Here is a 17,750-nt window from a genome sequence, read left to right on the forward strand (position 1 = left end):
GCCCCTCATTGCTCATCAGGCTCCACATTCGACAGCGCATCGCCGAGCAACCCGCTCGCCTCGTCGCCCGGTAACGCCTCGACGTCGCGCAGCTTGCGGTTCATCATGCGCGTGCGCGTTTCCGCGGCCTCGATCGAACGCGTGACGGTTTCGAGCTGCGCCTTGGTCTTCGCGAGCACGTCGCCGAATTTGCCGAACTCCGTCTTCACCGCGCCGAGCACCTGCCACACCTCGCTCGAACGCTTTTCGATCGCGAGCGTGCGGAAACCCATCTGCAGACTATTGAGCAACGCGGTCAGCGTGGTCGGCCCCGCAATCGTCACGCGATAGTCCCGCTGCAGCAGATCCGTGAGTCCCGGTCGGCGCAGCACTTCCGCGTACAGGCCTTCGGTCGGCAGGAACAGCAGCGCGAAGTCGGTCGTATGCGGCGGCGCCACGTACTTCTCCGCGATCGTTCGCGCCTCCGCGCGAATTCGCACTTCGAGCGCGCGCGATGCTTCCTCGACCGCGACCGGATCGGCGCGCTCCTGCGCTTCGATCAGCCGCTCGTAGTCCTCGCGCGGGAATTTGGCGTCGATCGGCAGCCATACCGGCGTATTCGCGCCGCCGGGCCCCGGCAGACGAACCGCGAACTCCACGCGATCGGCGCTCTTCGGCACAGTCGCGACGTTCTTCGCGTATTGATCGACGGTCAGCAGTTGTTCGAGCAAGGCTTCGAGCTGCACTTCGCCCCACGTGCCGCGCGTCTTCACGTTGGTCAGCACGCGCTTCAGATCGCCGACGCCGGCCGCCAGCGTCTGCATTTCACCGAGGCCGCGATGCACCTGTTCGAGCCGGTCGGAGACGAGCTTGAACGATTCGCCGAGACGTTGCTCAAGCGTTGCGTGCAGTTTTTCGTCCACGGTGCGGCGCATTTCCTCGAGCCGCGTCGCGTTGTTCGCCTCGATGTCCTTCAGACGCTGCTCGATCGTCGTGCGCACTTCGGCGAAGCGCCGGTCGTTCGCGTCGGTTAGTTGCCCGAGTTGCAGGCTCAGCGTGTCGCCAAACTGCTTCAGCGAGCGGCCCTGCTCGTCGCGCGCCTGCTGCGCCTGCGCCTGCAGGCTGTGACGCACGGCGTCGAGCTGTTGCGCGAAGCCGTCGATCTTGCCGCCCTGCACCGTCGTCATGCTGCTGAACTGCGCGGCAAGCGTCTGCTGAAAATGCGCGAAGCCGCTGCTTTGCTCGGTGCGCGACACGCGTGCGGTCTCGGCGATGTCGTTGCGCAGTTGCCGCTCGAGCCGCTCGGCGGTATGCGCCTGCACGTCGACGACGGCATCGACGCGTTCGTTCAGCATCTCGAACTGTTCGCGCTGCTCCGTGCGGTCGTGACCGCGTAGCAGCAAGGCGAGTGCGATCACAAGGGCAACCGCCAGCACCGCGACGGCCGCCACCAGAATCATCGTCATGAACGCGCCTTGCCGAGCACGTCGGGGTTGATCGGATTCGGCGGCTGACCGGCGCGCGGTCCTGCGCCGAGGCCGGCGATCAGGTTGTCCGCGGCGAGATTCGCCATCGCGCGGCGGGTGGTTTCGGTCGCGCTCGCGATGTGCGGCGTCAGCACGACGTTCGGCACGTTCAGCAGCGCCGGGTGCAGCTGCGGCTCGCCTTCGAACACGTCCAGACCGGCCGCCCCGATGCACCTGTCACGCAGCGCGTCGGCCAACGCCGCATCGTCGACGATGCCGCCGCGCGCGATGTTCGTGAGCGTTGCGCTCGGCTTCATCAGCGCCAGTTCGGCCGCGCCGATCGTGTGGTGGTTGCTTTTGTTGTAAGGCAACACCAGCACGACGTGGTCGGCGCGCCGCAGCAGATCCTCTTTCGACACGTACTCCGCGTTCAGTTCGGCCTCGATTTGCGGCGCGACGCGCGAGCGATTGTGATAGATGACCCGCATGTTGAAGCCCTGCGCGCGCCGCGCGAGCGCCTGGCCGATCCGGCCCATGCCGATCACGCCGAGCGTCGAACCGTATAGGTCGCTGCCGAGGAAGCCGTCGTAGCTCCACTTCTGCCAATGTCCGGCGCGCAGCCAGTGCTCCGATTCGGCGATGCGGCGCGCGGCGGCCATCATCAGCGCCCAGCCGAAATCGGCAGTCGATTCGTTCAGCACGTCCGGCGTGTTGGTGCCGAGTACGTTCGCCGCGTTGAACGCGGCCATGTCGAAGTTGTTGTAGCCGACCGCCATGTTCGACACGACGCGCAGACGCGGCGCCGCGGCGAGCACGCCCGCGTCGATCATCTCGCCGGCCGTCAGCGCGCCGTCCTTGTCCGCGAGACGGCGCTTCAGATCGTCGGCGGGCAATACGTCGCCCTCATTCCAGTCGACGTCGAAGTACTGCTTGAGCCGGTCGATCACGTCGGGAAAGATCGAACGGGCAACGAGAATTTTCTGCATTGCAAGTCTCCGTATCGCACGTCGAGGGATTGTCTCGGCGTTGCAGAGTCAGCGTCCAAAAAAGAGCCAGCCGGTCACCGCCAACAACGGCAGCAGCACCGCGCCGGACCAGCCCAGATACCCAAAAAAGCTCGGCATGCGCACGCCGCGCGATTGCGCGATCGCCTTCACCATGAAGTTCGGCGCGTTGCCGATGTAGGTGTTCGCGCCCATGAACACGGCGCCGGCCGAAATCGCCGCGAGCGTGGTCGCGCCGGTGGTCATCAAGGTCTGCGCATCGCCGCCGGCCAGGTTGAAGAACACGAGGTAGGTCGGCGCGTTGTCGAGAAACGAAGATAGCAGGCCGGTCGTCCAGAAGTACATGATGTCGCGCGGCTCGCCTGAGGGATCATTGACCAGATGGACGATGCCCGCGAACGCGCCGGCTTCTCCCGCGCGCAGGATCATGATGACCGGCACGATCGTCACGAAGATGCCGGCGAACAGTTTGGCGACTTCCTCGATCGGCGCCCAGTTGAAGTCGTTGCCCGCGCGGGCCGCGCGCGGTGTCCACGCGAGCGATAGCAGCGTGACGACGATCAGCGCGGCGTCGCGCACGATGTTTTGCAACGCGACGTGCGTGCCGAGCACGTCGAATGTGATTTGCGGGCGCCACAGTCCGCTCATCAACACGAACGCAATCACCGCGGCGAGCAGCACGAAATTGATCTTGCCGTCGATGCCGAGCGGCGCGCCGTCGGGCGTCGGATCGAGGAAAGCCGAACGCACTTCCTCGCGCTGGTGAAAGTAGTACGAGTCGAGTGCATAGAAAACGGCAAGTAGCGTGCCGCTCACGAACAGCATCGGGGGCGCGAGATGCGTAGTGGTCCAGAAGAAGCTCACGCCTTCGAGAAAACCGAGGAACAGCGGCGGGTCGCCGAGCGGCGACAGCGCGCCACCGACGTTCGCGACGAGGAAGATGAAGAACACGACCACGTGGGTCACGTGGCGGCGATTGTCGTTTGCGCGCAGCAGCGGGCGGATCAGCAGCATCGCCGCGCCGGTCGTACCCATCACGCTCGCGAGCAAGGTGCCGAGCGCGAGAATCGCGGTGTTCAGACGCGGTGTGCCATGCAGATTGCCGCGCACGCAGATGCCGCCCGCGACGGTATAGAGCGCGGTCAGCAGGATGATGAACGGGATGTACTCGTCGAGCATGGCGTGCGCGAGCGCGCCGAGCGCCGCGCTCGCGCCAAAGCTCACGGCAAACGGCACGATGAACGCGAGCGCCCACGCCGCGGCGATCTTGCCGAAGTGGTGGTGCCAGAGGGCTGGCGCGATCAGCGGAACGATCGCGATCGACAGCAGCACGCCCGCGAAGGGCAAGCCCCACAACGCCGACAAGCGCGCGCCGTCGAGCGTCTCAGCCTGCGCGAACGGCGAGCACAGTGCAAGCACCGACGCAACGGCGAGCCACCGGCCCGCGCGGCCGGCCTGCGAATTCATGCCGATACAGGCCGCGCGACGGCTTGCAACCGCACGCACGACAGATACCGCGTGTGTCGCGTATGCGCTGGCACGCCGCCGCGCGACGCGTTCAAGCATCCTGCACGACGATCGCATGCACCCGGTAGGGGCCGTGCGCGCCCAGCACGATGGTCTGCTCGATGTCGCCGGTGCGCGATGGCCCCGACACGAAATTGACCGCGCGCGGCAGCTCGCCGCGTTCCTTGCGGATCAGGTCGAACGCCTCTTCATGACCCGCGACGATGCGCGAGCCCGGCACGATCGCAATGTGCGTCTCCGGCAGCAGCCCGGCCGACGCATACGTCTCGGGACCGGACAGCAACACGAGCGTGCCGGTCTCCGCGGTCGCGCAGAAACAGCCGGTGAGACCGACCACGTCATTGTCTTGCGGTTTGCGAAATTCGACGGCGAGGCCGGCTGCGGCCCACGGCAGATCGCGCAGCGTTTGCCACGCGATGGCCTGCAACGGCAAACCGTGTTGCGTCAGATAGCGATGCGCGGCGGCGGGTACATCGGCGAAGGTTTGAACGGTGTCGACAGTACTCGCCATTTTCTGCGCTTCCTCGATGAAGCGCGCGCGCAGATCGGTGGGCATGTCCGGACGCGGGCCGGCCGGATGACGCGCGAGATAGTCCGCCGCGGCTTCGCGCTCGGCGGCGCTCGGTTCGGGCTCGCGCCCTTGCGCGGCGCGGATGCGCGCCAGGATGTTGCGGCGGGCAATCGATGTGTCCATGGGCGAAATCCTCGTGTCGACGGCCGTGCGATATGGCGAGGATTATACCGGCCGCCCTCCGCGCGAACACCCTGGCCGAACGGCATATTGCCGCCAGTCGATCGCGCGGCGACACTGTTCGCCGTGCCCCCCCGAACGCGAGCAGATCATGATGAGGCGATGAACCGAAAAGCAGTCCGCAAAGCGCGCTACCTGGCCGCATCTTCTTCCGGCTGCGCGATGCCGAACACCTGGCGCAGATACGCGAGATACGCCTTGTCCTCGCACATGTTCTTGCCCGGCGAGTCCGACAATTTCGCGACCGGCTGACCGTTGCAACGAACCATTTTGATCACGATCTGCAGCGGGTTGTAGCCGAGGTCGTTGGTCAGATTGGTGCCCACGCCGAACGCGAGCCTGCAGCGGCCGCGGAAGCGCTCGTATAGCTGCAGCACCTTCGGGATGTCGAGCGCGTCGGAGAACACGAGGATCTTGGTGCGCGGGTCGCAACGATTCGCTTCATAGTGTTTGAGCAGGCGCTCGCCCCAGTCGAATGGGTCGCCGGAATCGTGGCGAGCGCCGTCGAACAGCTTGCAAAAGTACATGTCGAAGTCGCGCAGGAACGCCTGCATGCCGTACACGTCGGAGAGCGCGATCCCGAGGTCGCCGCGATATTCCTTCGCCCACATCTCGAAGCCGAAGATCTGCGAGTCGCGCAGCCGCGGACCGAGCGCCTGGCAAGCCTGCAGGTACTCGTGCGCCATCGTGCCGAGCGGTGTCAGGCTGTGCTTCATCGCGTAGAAGACGTTGCTCGTGCCGGCGAACTGCTCGCCGAGACCGTCCTTCAGCGTGAGGATCACCTCCTCGTGCCACGGCTTCGAGAAGCGGCGGCGCGTGCCGTAATCGGCGATCTTGCAGTCGGCGAACTCCGGACGAGCGCCGAGCAGTTGAATCTTGTCGAGCAGACGGCCACGGCCTACGTGATAGTCGGGCGTTTGCTGGGTGTTGCGGAAATAGACTTCGTTGACGATTGCGAGCACCGGAATTTCGAAGAGGATCGTATGCAGCCACGGCCCCTTGATGTCGATGTCGATTTCGCCATTGCCCTTCGGCGACGGCGTGATCGAAATGTACTTCTCGTTCAGATGGAACAACGCGAGGAACTCGATGAAGTCGCCCTTGATAAAGCGCATGCGGCGCAGGTAGTCGAGTTCGTCGTCGGTGAAATGCAGTTCGCAGAGCTTGCGCACTTCGTCGCGAATCTCGTCGATGTACGGCACCAGATCGACATTCGGCGTGCGGCAGCGGAAGCGGTACTCCACGTTGGCGGCGGGGAAGTGATGCAACACCACCTGCATCATCGTGAACTTGTACAGATCGGTATCGAGCAGCGAAGTAATAATCATGATGGTACGAACTGGACCGCTGAAAAAACGAAAAGGGCTCATTGCACCCTTGCCACGGACGCGCTGAGCCGAGCGGCGCGCCAACCCGATGCATGTTACCCGAATGCGTCCGCATCCAGCGTGCCACCGGGCCTTCGCCGCCATTCCGCCCCCGCTCGCGGCACCCCATAAACTAATCACAAAAACATATAAGACTCACGGCCCGATGCTTTATGCGTCTGTTGACGTTACGTTACAATAACTCTTTTGGCGTCCGCGCCCTCCCCGATTCCGCATGCAGGAGCTGCCTGAATGACTCACGTTGTGACCGAAAGCTGCATCAAGTGCCGCTATACCGACTGCGTCGATGTGTGCCCGGTGGACTGCTTTCGCGAAGGTCCCAACTTCCTCGCGATCGATCCCGATGAATGCATCGACTGCGCCGTGTGCGTGGCCGAGTGCCCGGTGAACGCCATCTATGCCGAAGAAGACGTGCCGGGCGACCAGCAGGACTTCATCGCGCTGAACGCCGACCTGGCGAAAGCGTGGCCGAGCATCACGAAGACCAAGGCACCGCTGCCGGAAGCCGAGGAATTCAAGGATGTGAAGGAAAAGCTCGCGCTGCTCGCGCGCTGAGCGCGGCCGCCTGTCACCTGCCTTGGCCGTTCAGATTCAGTATCAGGATGAACGCCGAGGTATTGACAGACGTTTCAGCTGCCTCTACAATTTCGCTTCTCTGCTGTAGTTGTTCTGTTCCTCGATAGCTCAGTCGGTAGAGCGCCGGACTGTTAATCCGTAGGTCCCTGGTTCGAGCCCAGGTCGAGGAGCCAAGAATTGCAAAAGCCCGTTAATCAGACGGGTTTTTTTATGTAGATCAAGTTGTACGCTGTTCCTCGATAGCTCAGTCGGTAGAGCGCCGGACTGTTAATCCGTAGGTCCCTGGTTCGAGCCCAGGTCGAGGAGCCAAAATTTGAAAGGCCCGCATCCGTGCGGGCCTTTTTGTTTTTTTGCGCCCCGATCGACAACCTCACGCGCGCAGCGCGCCGTTATACGATGGCGGCTTCACGGCGCGCAAGTTTCATCCCGCTCTGGCGCCGGCCCACTCCAGACACTCAACCGGCACGCTCATGAAATCCACCTCGCTACGCATCGCGCTCGCGGCCATCGGCGCCCTGCTGCTTTCTTCGGCGCGCGGCGAAGAAATCGCCAGCGTCAATACGAATTTTCACGTTACCGGCTCCGACCGCGTGGTCGTGGAAGCCTATGACGATCCCATCGTGCAAGGCGTCACCTGCTACGTGTCGCGGGCGCGGACGGGCGGCGTCAAAGGCACGCTCGGCATTGCCGAAGATCCGACCGAGGCTTCGATCGCGTGCCGTCAGATCGGGGAGTTGCATTTCACCGGCCCCGTCAAGCAGAAGGACGACGTGTTCTCGGTCAGCATGTCGCTGATCTTCAAGTCGCTGCACGTGGTGCGCGTGGTCGACACGAAGCGCAACGCCCTGGTCTATCTGACCTACAGCGACCGCGTCGTCAGCGGCAGCGCGAAAAACAGCGTGAGCGCCGTGCCGATGCCCACTGGCACGACGATTCCGGTCAAGTAAGGGCAAGTCAGGACAAGTACCGGCAATTGACGGCACCAGCGGCACGCGGCGCGGCGCTGCACACCCGCCGCCGTCCCCGACAACGAGGCGTTAAACTGACCGGCCCAGCTAGACTTTCGTCATGACCGCCGCCCCTCGTTTCCGCGATTCCGCCCGCTACTGGCGCACGCCGCTACTGCCCGGCGCGGATCTGCTCACCGCCGAATATCACGATCACGAGTTCGCGCCGCATTGGCACGACGCCTACACGATCCCGGTGATCGTCGCGGGTGCGGAATGCTATCGGTATAGCGGCGAGCACCATGTCGCCGAAGCGGGCAGCGTGCCGGTCATCAATCCGGGCGAGTTGCATACGGGGTCGAAGGCGGTCGAGGCGGGCTGGCGTTATCGCGTGATGTATGCGCCGGTCGAGTTCCTCTGCGCGCTGGCCGACGAAGTCGCCGGCAAGCCGCAGGCCTTACCGTGGTTCGCGCCCGGCGTGATCCGCGATTCCGATCTCGCGACGCGGCTCGCGCACGCCCACCGTCTGCTCGAAGCCGGCGACGACGCGCTCGCCGCCGAAGCCGCAATGCTCGACGCGCTGTCCGCGTTGCTGGTCCGCTATGCGCGGACGCGCCCCGCCGCCGCGCGCGTCGCCACCGACGACACCCGCGTCGCACTGATGCAGGAGCGTCTGACCGGCGACCTCGTCGAACCGGTGACGCTCGCCGAGGTCGCGAAGGCAGCGGGTCTGTCGCCGTTCCACGCGGCGCGGCTATTCACCCAATCGACCGGCCTGCCGCCCCACGCGTGGCGCAATCAGGTGCGCCTGCAGCGCGCGCTCGCGCCGTTGCGCGCCGGCGTCCCGGTGACCGACGTCGCCGCCGCGAGCGGCTTCACGGATCAGAGCCATTTCACGCGGCATTTCCGGCGCATGTTCGGCGTGCCGCCGGGCCAATGGCAAGGAACGCAGCGCGGTTCATAACGCGATGCGGCACCGCCGGCGCCTGCACCGCGCGCCGTGAGCGTGCCGCCGCAATCCGTCAGCTCGTCATCAGCCATCCCCCGCTACACCGTAGCGCCCCATCAGCAATCCGCCGCAAGAACGTACAAGTCCGAACGCCGGTCAGCCGCTATGCTTCCGAAATCAAGGAGGCTTAGATTGACCGATTCCACCCAAGGCCAGCCCACCCGGGGCGGCCATCTCAAAGAATTCGCCGCCGGCGCGCGCGACATCATCCCGATGATGGTCGGCGCCGCGCCGTTCGGCGTCATTTTCGGCACGCTCGTGACCTCCAGCCCGCTGCATCTGTGGCACGGCCAGTTGATGTCGCTCGTCGTTTTCGCGGGCTCCGCGCAGTTCATCGCGCTCGGGCTGATCGCCGGGCATGCGAGCTTCGCCGTGATCTGGGCGACCACGCTCGTCGTCAATTTGCGTCACGTGCTGTATAGCGCGACGCTCGCGCCGCACGTCGCGCATCTGCCGAAGCGCTGGCGTTGGGCGCTCGGCGCGCTGCTCACCGACGAAGTCTTCGCGGTCGCGTGGGAGCACTACCGGCATCGCGAGCCGGGCACGGTCGGCCCGTACTACTTCTTCGGCGCCGGCGTCGCGATGTATCTGAACTGGCAGCTGTGGACCGTCGCCGGCCTGCTGTTCGGCGCGGCCTTCCCCGGCCTGCAGTCGCTCGGTCTCGACTTTGCGATGGTTGCGACGTTCATTGCGATCGTCGTGCCGCAACTGGTCGCGCTGCGCTATATCGCCGCGGCCGTCACCGCCGGCACGCTGGCGTTTTTCTGGCAGGCGTGGCCGTACAAGCTCGGCCTGCTCGGCGCGGTATTCGCGGGAGTCGCGGTCGGCGTGCTGCTGTCGATGTCGCGTCTGAACCTGCGTGGCGCGCGCCATCCCGTGGAGGCCACGCGATGAACTACGTCGTTCTGATCGTCGGCATGGCCGCGATTACGTGGTTGATCCGCGCGGCCGTGTTCGTGCTCGGCGACCGGCTCGTGTTCCCGCCGCTTGTGCGCACCGCGCTTAGCTTCGTGCCCGTCACCGTGCTGACCGCGATCATCGTCCCGATGGCCGTGTCGCCGCACGGCAACAACGCCGAGCTAACCTGGCGCAATCCGCAGCTGGTCGGCGCGCTCGCCGCGATCGTCGTTAGCGCGCTGACGCGCCGGCCGCTGCTGACGATCGCAGTCGGTCTAGGCGTGTTCTTCATCTGGCAGTACGTGGTGCTGAGGTAAGCGCGCCCTGTCTCTACGCTGATCCACTCATCAGCGGTCCGTGGACACCTCGCCGCGTCGCGGGCCGCGCCGCTGCCCTGCAAACGACTCCCAGGCGGGCCAGGGCCCGAAGCTTCCCTCCAAAGCGCCCGCGCGTCGCCGGGCCGCCCTCAAGTTTCCCGCCACCCCGCCGATATGCAGTCGAGGTCCGCTCATCGGGAGTCGTCCCGCTGGTTATGCGGCAACAGGCTGGAATCAAGCGCGTCGGCAACCGGCGTCGCGTCGCCTCGGTCCGCGAGCGGCCGGGCGATCTTGCGACGGCGCGCCGCGCGCGGCCGCATTAAACGGGATAACACATGGGTCAAATCACCCTGAAGCTCAAGGACGAGACCGTCGCGTCGCTGCGCAAGGACTTCGAGGCCTTTTTACGGGTCTCGCTGAAGCTCGATCCGCAGTTCGCGACGCCGTCGTTCGAGGATTTCTTACGCGCCAAGCTGCTCGACAACATGGTGCCGCTCACCGAGCACGCGGTACAGCGGATGCTGCAAGGCGGCCAGTACGCGTGGGCCAAACGCACGCTCGACAAGGAATTCCCGGACGTCGTGTCGATCCTGATGCGGCAGGCGGGCGAGTTCGGCTTCGGTTTCGCGGCGCGCTCGGAATGGACGCCCGAGGAACTCAGCAAGCAATGCCGCGACTGGGCCGCCGCTATCGTCAAGGAAGCGGAAGGCGATGCGACGCTGGTCGACCCCCTCGCCTCGCAGATCAAGAGCACGGTGCAGGACATTCAGGCGCTCGAGGAAGTGATGCAGACGCCGGCATGGCGGCTCGTCGAGTCGCTGCGCCAGCGCGTCTACGAGGCGAAGGTCGCGTGCGAGACGAGCGTGGGCAGCACCGCGCGCGAGAAGCTCGGCGAACTGCGTGGGCTGTTGCGGCTAGGCATTTCGCACGGCACGTTCCAGAAGCAGGAAGCGCAGCAGATCATGGAGTATCTGCGGCTCTTGAAGCCGGAGATTTTCGTCGAGGAACCGTACGACGTGTTCTCGCGGCTCGCGGCATGGCTGCGCAATTTCTTCGTGCCGCCGCCTCCGGTCGCGCAGCAACAGCAGCGGCAGTCGCGCTGAGCTTCCACTGACCCGCGCGGCGCACTTCCCTTAGTCGGATCAACGCGCCCCCTGCCCGCGCGTCGATCCCAACGCGCGGTGCTAGCCGCTCAATCCCACATCTTCCTGAGCTTCGCCGCGATCTCGATCTTCGCCTGCGCGGCCGCGGCGAGCCCCGCCGCGCTCGGCGCGCTCGCCACCGGAATGCGCGGCCATGCATAGGCGTCGAACAGCGGCAGCATCGGCGTGGCGATGAAGCGCGTGCGCGACGCCCACACATGGCGGTCGCCCAGATGCGTCTGGTTGTGCACGTAAAAGCGCTGCGGCACGACGATGTGCAGGTCTTCCTTCGAGCGCGTCATCGCCACGTAAAGCAGGCGCCGCTCCTCGTCGATTTCCTCCTCGCTGCCGGTGCCGAGATCGGACGGAATGCAGCCGTCGACGCCGTTCAGCACGAACACGTTGCGCCACTCCTGACCCTTCGCCGAATGGATCGTCGACAGGATCAGGTAGTCCTCGTCGATCAGTGGCACGCCGGATTCGTCGCTGGTCGCGTCGGGCGGATCGAGCGTCAACTCGGTCAGGAAGCGTTCTCGCGACGGATACGTAGCCGCGATGCTTTCCATCTGCAGCAGGTCCGCGTGACGGATCGCGGCGTCCTCGTGATTGCGCTCCAGATGCGGCTCGTACCAGCGCCGCACCATCTCGAACTCGGCGGGCCACGGCGTTTGCCGGTCGTACACGCTCGACATCAGCTTGACGAACGGGTGCCAGTCTTCCTGCGTGCGCGCGGGCGCCGCAAACGCGGCCAGCACACTGCCCGCGGTCGAGACCGGATCGCCGCCGTCCGCGCGCGCGACGATGTCGTCGAGCACCTTCGCCGCGGTGGCCGGGCCGACGCCCGGCAGCAGCTGCACAACGCGAAAGCCGGCCACGCGATCGCGCGGATTCTCGGCCCAGCGCAGCACCGCGAGCACGTCCTTCACATGCACCGAGTCGAGAAATTTGAGCCCGCCGAACTTGACGAATGGAATGTTGCGGCGCGTGAGCTCGATCTCGAGCGCGGCGCTGTGATGCGCGGCGCGAAACAATACCGCCTGCGACTTCAGCTTCACGCCCTGCTCGCGCGCCTCGAGCACCTGCTCGACGACGTAGCGGGCTTGCGCGGCATCGTCGGCGACCGTGACGAGGCGCGGGCGCTGCGCCGACGCCTTGTCGGTCCACAGATTCTTGGTGTAGCGCTCGGTCGCGAGTTCGATCACCGCGTTCGACGCGGCGAGAATCGGCTCGGTCGAGCGATAGTTGCGCTCGAGCGTGACCTGCCTGGCGGGCGGCTCGAACTGCGCGGGAAAGTCGAGGATATTGCGCACCGTCGCGCCGCGAAACGAATAGATGGACTGCGCGTCGTCGCCGACCACGGTCAGGCCACGGCCGTCCGGCTTCATGGCGAGCAGGATCGACGCCTGCAGGCGGTTGGTGTCCTGGTATTCGTCGACCAGAACATGATCGAAACGCGCCGACAGGTCTGCCGCGATGCTGGGCTCGGCGGCCATGTGCGACCAGTAGAGCAGCAGATCGTCGTAGTCGAGCACGCTCTGCTTCTGTTTCGCGTCGACGTATGCGGCGAACAGCCGGCGCAGATCGTCCTCCCACTCGCGACACCACGGAAACGCGCGGTCCAATACCTGGCCGAGCGACGCGCCGGTGTTGACGACACGCGAGTAGATCGCGAAGCAGGTGCCCTTCGCCGGAAACCGCCGCTCCTTCGCGGACAGTCCAAGCTCGTGGCGCACGAGGTTCATCAGGTCGGCGGAGTCTTCGCGGTCGTTGATCGTGAACGCGGGCGCGAGGCCGATCAGATCCGCGTATTCGCGCAACAGCCGCGCGCCGACACTATGGAAGGTACCCGCCCACGTGAGCCCTTGCGCGAGCGCGGCGCGTGCGCCGACGGTAGGGGCCGCGGCGCCCGCGATGCGGGTCACGCGGCGGGTCATTTCGAGCGCCGCGCGGCGCGAGAAGGTCAACAGCAGGATGCGCTGCGGATCGGCGCCCTTCACCACCAGATTGGCGACGCGGTGCGCGAGCGTGTTGGTCTTGCCGGAGCCGGCACCCGCGATCACGAGCAGCGCGCCGGGCAGCGCATCTGGCGTGTCGGTCCCGTATTCGACGGCTTCGCGTTGGGCGTCGTTGAGCTTTGCTAGCCAGGCGGCGGTATCGAACGACGGAGCGGATTCGGCGACGGTGGACACTGATCGGTTTCGCGGGTTGGATGGATTTTCAGGATGCGACGCATACTGTATATCCATACAACCTCGTGCGACAAGCGCCCCTTTTTTCGGGGCCTATCCGCCGGTCTACGCCGCGCACTACTGTTTCTTCGCGTCCTTCACGTTGGCAGCAGCGCTGGCCTTGTCGGCGTCGGCCTGCGCGTCGGCTTTGGTCTTGTCCGCTTTCGCCTGGGCGACCGCGGCTTTCTTGTCGGCCTTCGCCTGTTCTTTCGCGGCCTTTTTGTCCGCATGCGTGGGGGGCGCCGCGGCCGGGTCTGTCGTCTGCGCGAACACCGCCGACGACAGACAACCCGCCATCAGCGCGGCGTAAATGCGGTTTCGGGTGGAACGGTTGATGTTCATCTCAAATCTCCCTGAAGTACCTCTTGCCAAGCGACAGACGCCCGCGGCGCGCGAGCCTCGCAGACCCGCGCGCCGCGGCATCCAGCAGGGCTTAGTGCTTGACGTCCGCGCCGTCGCCCTGCGCCGCAGCCTGCCCTTCCATGTTCATCTTCATTTCGTTATTGGCGGTCTGTTTGTCCGCCTTCTGGTTCAGCTTCGCGCCGCGCATCTGCTCCTTGTACTCGTCCTTCGCGGCCTTCTGCTCCGCCTTCAATTCCGCTTTCGAGGACTTCCTGGCCGCGCGATACTCGGCGTTGGCCTTCGCGTCGGCGTCGCGCTTCTGCACGAGCGGGTCGGTGGAGCCCGAAGCCGTCAAACGGGCCGGCGGCGGCGCCTCGACGCCTTGCGCGGCGGGTGCGCCCGGGACTTGCTGCATGCCTTGCGTCGAAGGCGGCGCCTGCATGCGCTGGGCGCCAGCCGCGGACGGCGGCGCCATGTCGGCGGCGCCCTGGCTCCGGATCTGCGCCTGAGCGCCGATGCCTGCTGCCGGCTGCGCGGTCTGCGCGACGGCGGCCGTCGCGGCAAAAGCAGTGAGGGCGGTACCGATCAGGAGCGAACGAATCTGGGTCATGGCTATCCTCTCTGGAGTTGTTGTGACACGGGCGGACTCTCTGGCGTCGTGATGACGGAACGTCGCGCGCCTCGTCCGGACTGTGCGTCGCTGGATGGATGGCCGGGGAGCGATCCCGGAAGCCAGCGGGCTTTGCTGCTGAATTGCACTCTAGGAGTGAAATCCGTCCGGTGCGACCAGCGTTACGGAACGTTTCACTTTCCGACAACTGAATAACATCTACTTTCATTTGCTTGCGCGAAGGGCTCGCTGGATGGCCGCGCCGCCGCTCCGCGTGCGCTTGCTTTATGATGCGAACCCCAACGCGACCCCGCGCCCAAAGGTGCAAACGCCATGCCAAACCTCAATTTCACGCTGACCGGCGAATATGTCGAACTCCACAATCTGCTGAAGATCACGGGTCTCGCGGATAGCGGCGGCTCCGCGAAAATGATGGTTGCGGACGGCGCCGTGATGGTCGATGGCCGGGTCGAGACGCGTAAGACCTGCAAGATCCGCGCGGGCCAGGTCGTGCTGCTCGGCGATACGCGAATCGCGGTCCACGAAGGCTGACGGCAGTCCGGAAATTCGCAGGACGGCACGCACCAGAATTGTGCGTCGTCCATCGACAGCGGCCGGAGGAGGCAATAAGCTGTCTGTTTCGACAGGTAAACGACGGACCGCCTCGCCGTCGCGTCGCGGTTTTTCCCGCCCGCTGCCCGGCCGCTGCAACGCCCGTCAGAGCGCGCGGCGAGACGCAATGCGGCGCCGCTTGCGCCCGCCTTTCGCTGTTACCACCGCTGTTGCCACTTTTCGCCGTCAGGCATTCGATGACTCAACCCCGCTTCGCCCGCGCGGCCAGCCGGCCGCCGACCCTATCCCGCCACGCGGCCGACACCGCGCGGCTCGCCGCGCCGCTCGCGATCGCGCAACTGTCGCAAATGGCGATGAGCGTCACCGACACGATCCTGCTCGGCTCGCTCGGCCCCGATGCGCTCGCCGCCGGCGGCCTCGGCGCGAACCTCTTTTTCGTCGTCGTCACGCTGCTGCAGGGCGTGCTGACCTCGGTCAGCGTCAGCGTCGCGCACGCGCGCGGCGCGCAGGACGACGGCCGGGTGCCGCATATTTACTGGACCGGTTTCGTGCTGTCGGTGCTGCTGTCGGTGCCGGCGTTCATCCTGCTGTCGTTCGCGTCGAGGATCCTGCTCGCGGTCGGCGAGCCGGGCCTGCTCGCGCACAACGTCGGCCGATACGCGGCGGTGTTGCGCTGGGGGGCACCCGCGAGCCTGATCGGCGTCGGCCTGATGCGCTCGTTTCTGCCGGCGATCGGCGCGGCACGGCGCCTGTTGTGGGTGTCGATCGCGAGCGTCGGCGTGAACGGCTTCCTGAACTACGGGCTCATCCACGGCGCGTACGGGCTGCCGCGGCTGGGTTTTCTCGGCTCGGCGGCCGCGACCACGATCACCGTGTGGCTGACCGCGCTCGTGCTGATGGCGCTGCTGCATCTGCGGCCGCGCTTCCGCCATTTCGTCGTGGCGACGCGGCCGAAGCTGCCGTTGATGGGCGAATTGTTCGGCATCGGCTGGCCGGTCGCGATCACCTACGGCGTCGAGTCGACGCTGTTCCTCGCCACTGGCCTGATGGTTGGCCTGCTCGGCGAATCGCAACTGGCCGCGCATCAGATCGCGCTGAACGTCGCATCGGTCGCATTTATGGTGCCGCTGTCGATCGGCCAGGCGGCCAACGTGCGGGTCGGCTATTGGGCCGGCGCCGGTCAGCCGCTCGCCGCGCGCCACGCGGGCTTCGTCGCGCTCGCGCTCGGCGTCGGCTTCATGTCGATGTCGGGCCTCGTGCTGATCACCGCGCCGCATTGGATCGTCGGCCTGTATCTGCATCTCGACGACCCGACGAATGCGCCGACCATCGCGCTCGCCAGTTCGCTGCTCGGCGTGGCGGCGATTTTCCAGATCGTCGACGGGATGCAGGCGGTGGGCTCCGGCTGTCTGCGCGGGCTGAAGGACACGCGCGTGCCGATGATCGCCGCCGCGTTCGGCTACTGGGTGATCGGTTTTCCGACCGGCTATCTGCTCGCGTTTCACGCCGGCCTCGGCGCGCGCGGCTTGTGGTGGGGGCTCGCTGCAGGCCTCGCGAGCGTCGCGCTGCTGATGACGCTGCGTTTTCACAGGCTGAGCCGGCGGCAGACGCCGACGGCCGCATCAGCCACGCCGCCCGCGCGCTCGGTTTGAGCGAAGTAGCGGCAAGCCCCACTCCTGAAGCACTCCCTGCAAAAGGTAAAATGGCCGCCACGGCTCGCGAGCGCTATCCCGCGCTCACGCGCCACGAACCGCACGACGGCGCGCCTCACGAAGGCAGGCGCCGGACTGGCGTCGCGCGCGCACTCACCATTGCCCGCGTCGCGTGCGGCTTCGTGCGGCTTCAATTGGCCACCCGTTTTTGCCGCGCTTTCGCCACGGCGCTTGCCGTAGCCGCTTCGCCCGCTTTGGCGCGGCAAACGCCGCAACGCCAGCCCACAACCGGCCGGGCCGCAGCCCCGCTTTCCCGCGATACAACATAACCAAGGACCACCCGCCATGCTTGCCCGCGTCACCCGCCTGTTCCCGCTCTGGGCCGTGCTCGTCTCGGTCGCCGCGTACTTCTCGCCGGCCTCGTTTTCCGGCGTCGCGCCGCACGTCACCACGCTCCTCACAATCATCATGCTGGCGATGGGCGTCACGCTGTCGGCCGGCGATTTCCTGCGCGTGTTCACGCGTCCCGCGCCGGTGATCGCCGGCATCGTGCTGCACTACCTCGTGATGCCGCTCGCCGCATGGGTCATCGCCAGGGCGCTGCGCATGCCGCCCGACCTGACCGCCGGCATGGTGCTGGTCGGCAGCGTCGCGAGCGGCACCGCGTCGAACGTGATGATTTATCTCGCGCGCGGCGACGTCGCGCTGTCGGTGACGATCAGCGCGCTGTCGACGCTCGTCGGCGTGTTCGCGACCCCGCTGCTCACGCGCCTTTACGTCGACGCGTCGATCGTCGTCGACGTGCACGGCATGCTGATGAGCATCCTGCAGATAGTCGCGCTGCCGATCGTCGTCGGTCTCGTCGTCAATCATCTGTTCGGCAAGCTCGTGCGCAAGATCGAACCGATCCTGCCGCTCGTGTCGATGGTCGCGATTGTGCTGATCATCGGCGCGGTGGTGGGCGGCACGCAGAAGAGCATCGCGTCGGTGGGGCTCGTCGTGATGGTCGGTGTCATCCTGCACAACGGCATCGGCCTGCTCGGCGGCTACTGGGGCGGCCGTCTGCTCGGTTTCGACGAAGCCGTCTGCCGTACGCTCGCGATCGAAGTGGGCATGCAGAACTCCGGTCTCGCCGCGACGCTCGGCAAGCTCTACTTCACGCCGCTCGCCGCGCTGCCGGGTGCGCTGTTCTCGGTCTGGCACAACCTGTCGGGCTCGCTGCTCGCGGGAGTGTGGGCGGGTCGCCCGGCGAAAGGCTCGACCCATCCCGATGGCGAGCGCGCGCTGCACGCCGAGCGCGTCTGATAGAGCGTCCGCGCGCCGCGGTTGGCATCAGTTGATG

At 66.0% G+C, this 17,750-nt stretch carries 17 protein-coding genes and 2 tRNA genes; 11 read left to right on the forward strand and 8 right to left on the reverse strand.

Annotated elements, in window-relative coordinates:
• Positions 1–5: 5 nt before the first annotated feature.
• The 5 genes from HDG39_RS12855 to pncB form a co-directional block, all read right to left on the reverse strand.
• Positions 6–1,445 (reverse strand): DNA recombination protein RmuC, encoded by a 1,440-nt coding sequence (locus HDG39_RS12855; protein ID WP_184006286.1) that lies wholly within the window; start codon positions 1,443–1,445, stop codon positions 6–8.
• Positions 1,442–2,431, reverse strand: coding sequence for a 2-hydroxyacid dehydrogenase (locus HDG39_RS12860; RefSeq protein ID WP_184006287.1), 990 nt, complete (start codon positions 2,429–2,431; stop codon positions 1,442–1,444). Before HDG39_RS12860 ends, HDG39_RS12855 begins: the two co-directional genes overlap by 4 nt.
• Positions 2,432–2,479: 48 nt before the next feature.
• Positions 2,480–3,916 (reverse strand): sodium:proton antiporter, encoded by a 1,437-nt coding sequence (locus HDG39_RS12865; protein ID WP_409259162.1) that lies wholly within the window; start codon positions 3,914–3,916, stop codon positions 2,480–2,482.
• 91 nt (positions 3,917–4,007) lie between these two features.
• Complete coding sequence (locus tag HDG39_RS12870; protein ID WP_018421304.1) at positions 4,008–4,670, reverse strand: LutC/YkgG family protein; 663 nt, start codon at positions 4,668–4,670, stop codon at positions 4,008–4,010.
• Between the two features lie 188 nt (positions 4,671–4,858).
• Positions 4,859–6,055 (reverse strand): nicotinate phosphoribosyltransferase, encoded by a 1,197-nt coding sequence (gene pncB, locus HDG39_RS12875; RefSeq protein WP_184006289.1) that lies wholly within the window; start codon positions 6,053–6,055, stop codon positions 4,859–4,861.
• Between the two features lie 291 nt (positions 6,056–6,346).
• On the opposite strand from pncB, the gene fdxA reads away from it, so the two are divergent.
• The 8 genes from fdxA to HDG39_RS12915 all read left to right on the forward strand — a co-directional run bounded on the left by fdxA (position 6,347) and on the right by HDG39_RS12915 (position 10,964).
• Positions 6,347–6,670, forward strand: coding sequence for a ferredoxin FdxA (gene fdxA, locus HDG39_RS12880; protein ID WP_090801209.1), 324 nt, complete (start codon positions 6,347–6,349; stop codon positions 6,668–6,670).
• A 118-nt stretch (positions 6,671–6,788) separates the two neighbouring features.
• Positions 6,789–6,864 (forward strand) — tRNA-Asn (locus HDG39_RS12885).
• A gap of 60 nt (positions 6,865–6,924) precedes the next feature.
• Positions 6,925–7,000 (forward strand) — tRNA-Asn (locus HDG39_RS12890).
• 161 nt (positions 7,001–7,161) lie between these two features.
• A complete protein-coding gene (locus HDG39_RS12895) occupies positions 7,162–7,638 on the forward strand; it encodes a CreA family protein (protein WP_184006290.1) in 477 nt (158 codons plus the stop codon).
• A 121-nt stretch (positions 7,639–7,759) separates the two neighbouring features.
• The gene (locus HDG39_RS12900; RefSeq protein ID WP_184006291.1) at positions 7,760–8,602 is read left to right on the forward strand and encodes a helix-turn-helix transcriptional regulator; all 843 of its coding nucleotides are present in this window, start codon (positions 7,760–7,762) and stop codon (positions 8,600–8,602) included.
• 177 nt (positions 8,603–8,779) lie between these two features.
• Positions 8,780–9,541, forward strand: coding sequence for an AzlC family ABC transporter permease (locus tag HDG39_RS12905; protein WP_184006292.1), 762 nt, complete (start codon positions 8,780–8,782; stop codon positions 9,539–9,541).
• Positions 9,538–9,861, forward strand: a complete 324-nt coding sequence (locus HDG39_RS12910) for an AzlD domain-containing protein (RefSeq protein ID WP_184006293.1) — start codon at positions 9,538–9,540, stop codon at positions 9,859–9,861. Before HDG39_RS12905 ends, HDG39_RS12910 begins: the two co-directional genes overlap by 4 nt.
• Before the next feature lie 335 nt (positions 9,862–10,196).
• Positions 10,197–10,964, forward strand: a complete 768-nt coding sequence (locus HDG39_RS12915; protein ID WP_184006294.1) for a DUF4088 family protein — start codon at positions 10,197–10,199, stop codon at positions 10,962–10,964.
• Between the two features lie 89 nt (positions 10,965–11,053).
• Here the strand turns inward: HDG39_RS12915 and HDG39_RS12920 are convergent, their stop codons facing one another.
• The 3 genes from HDG39_RS12920 to HDG39_RS12930 all read right to left on the reverse strand — a co-directional run bounded on the left by HDG39_RS12920 (position 11,054) and on the right by HDG39_RS12930 (position 14,183).
• Positions 11,054–13,249, reverse strand: coding sequence for an ATP-dependent helicase (locus HDG39_RS12920; RefSeq protein WP_184006295.1), 2,196 nt, complete (start codon positions 13,247–13,249; stop codon positions 11,054–11,056).
• 60 nt (positions 13,250–13,309) lie between these two features.
• The gene (locus HDG39_RS12925) at positions 13,310–13,573 is read right to left on the reverse strand and encodes a hypothetical protein (protein ID WP_184006296.1); all 264 of its coding nucleotides are present in this window, start codon (positions 13,571–13,573) and stop codon (positions 13,310–13,312) included.
• Positions 13,574–13,664: 91 nt separating this feature from the next.
• Positions 13,665–14,183 carry a hypothetical protein gene (locus tag HDG39_RS12930; RefSeq protein ID WP_184006297.1) on the reverse strand — a complete coding sequence of 173 codons (519 nt, stop codon included), beginning with the start codon at positions 14,181–14,183 and terminating at the stop codon, positions 13,665–13,667.
• A 333-nt stretch (positions 14,184–14,516) separates the two neighbouring features.
• Here HDG39_RS12930 and HDG39_RS12935 point away from each other — a divergent pair, with 333 nt between their 5' ends.
• The 3 genes from HDG39_RS12935 to panS all read left to right on the forward strand — a co-directional run bounded on the left by HDG39_RS12935 (position 14,517) and on the right by panS (position 17,713).
• Positions 14,517–14,735, forward strand: a complete 219-nt coding sequence (locus HDG39_RS12935) for an RNA-binding S4 domain-containing protein (RefSeq protein WP_013090085.1) — start codon at positions 14,517–14,519, stop codon at positions 14,733–14,735.
• 257 nt (positions 14,736–14,992) lie between these two features.
• On the forward strand, positions 14,993–16,408 hold the full coding sequence (locus tag HDG39_RS12940) for an MATE family efflux transporter (RefSeq protein ID WP_184006298.1): 1,416 nt from the start codon (positions 14,993–14,995) through the stop codon (positions 16,406–16,408).
• 345 nt (positions 16,409–16,753) lie between these two features.
• Positions 16,754–17,713, forward strand: coding sequence for a ketopantoate/pantoate/pantothenate transporter PanS (gene panS / locus HDG39_RS12945; RefSeq protein ID WP_184006299.1), 960 nt, complete (start codon positions 16,754–16,756; stop codon positions 17,711–17,713).
• Positions 17,714–17,750: the final 37 nt, after the last annotated feature.

This window comes from Paraburkholderia lebeckiae, assembly GCF_014201005.1.
Taxonomy (GTDB): domain Bacteria; phylum Pseudomonadota; class Gammaproteobacteria; order Burkholderiales; family Burkholderiaceae; genus Paraburkholderia; species Paraburkholderia tuberum.

What these genes read in the sequence shown, in the direction of transcription:
- HDG39_RS12855 (WP_184006286.1), bottom strand. Translation starts at nt 1,445, where the DNA reads ATGACGATGATTCTGGTGGCGGCCGTCGCGGTGCTGGCGGTTGCCCTT.
- HDG39_RS12860 (WP_184006287.1), bottom strand. Translation starts at nt 2,431, where the DNA reads ATGCAGAAAATTCTCGTTGCCCGTTCGATCTTTCCCGACGTGATCGAC.
- HDG39_RS12865 (WP_409259162.1), bottom strand. Translation starts at nt 3,916, where the DNA reads ATGAATTCGCAGGCCGGCCGCGCGGGCCGGTGGCTCGCCGTTGCGTCG.
- HDG39_RS12870 (WP_018421304.1), bottom strand. Translation starts at nt 4,670, where the DNA reads ATGGACACATCGATTGCCCGCCGCAACATCCTGGCGCGCATCCGCGCC.
- pncB (WP_184006289.1), bottom strand. Translation starts at nt 6,055, where the DNA reads ATGATTATTACTTCGCTGCTCGATACCGATCTGTACAAGTTCACGATG.
- fdxA (WP_090801209.1), top strand. Translation starts at nt 6,347, where the DNA reads ATGACTCACGTTGTGACCGAAAGCTGCATCAAGTGCCGCTATACCGAC.
- HDG39_RS12895 (WP_184006290.1), top strand. Translation starts at nt 7,162, where the DNA reads ATGAAATCCACCTCGCTACGCATCGCGCTCGCGGCCATCGGCGCCCTG.
- HDG39_RS12900 (WP_184006291.1), top strand. Translation starts at nt 7,760, where the DNA reads ATGACCGCCGCCCCTCGTTTCCGCGATTCCGCCCGCTACTGGCGCACG.
- HDG39_RS12910 (WP_184006293.1), top strand. Translation starts at nt 9,538, where the DNA reads ATGAACTACGTCGTTCTGATCGTCGGCATGGCCGCGATTACGTGGTTG.
- HDG39_RS12915 (WP_184006294.1), top strand. Translation starts at nt 10,197, where the DNA reads ATGGGTCAAATCACCCTGAAGCTCAAGGACGAGACCGTCGCGTCGCTG.
- HDG39_RS12920 (WP_184006295.1), bottom strand. Translation starts at nt 13,249, where the DNA reads ATGGATATACAGTATGCGTCGCATCCTGAAAATCCATCCAACCCGCGA.
- HDG39_RS12925 (WP_184006296.1), bottom strand. Translation starts at nt 13,573, where the DNA reads ATGAACATCAACCGTTCCACCCGAAACCGCATTTACGCCGCGCTGATG.
- HDG39_RS12930 (WP_184006297.1), bottom strand. Translation starts at nt 14,183, where the DNA reads ATGACCCAGATTCGTTCGCTCCTGATCGGTACCGCCCTCACTGCTTTT.
- HDG39_RS12935 (WP_013090085.1), top strand. Translation starts at nt 14,517, where the DNA reads ATGCCAAACCTCAATTTCACGCTGACCGGCGAATATGTCGAACTCCAC.
- HDG39_RS12940 (WP_184006298.1), top strand. Translation starts at nt 14,993, where the DNA reads ATGACTCAACCCCGCTTCGCCCGCGCGGCCAGCCGGCCGCCGACCCTA.
- panS (WP_184006299.1), top strand. Translation starts at nt 16,754, where the DNA reads ATGCTTGCCCGCGTCACCCGCCTGTTCCCGCTCTGGGCCGTGCTCGTC.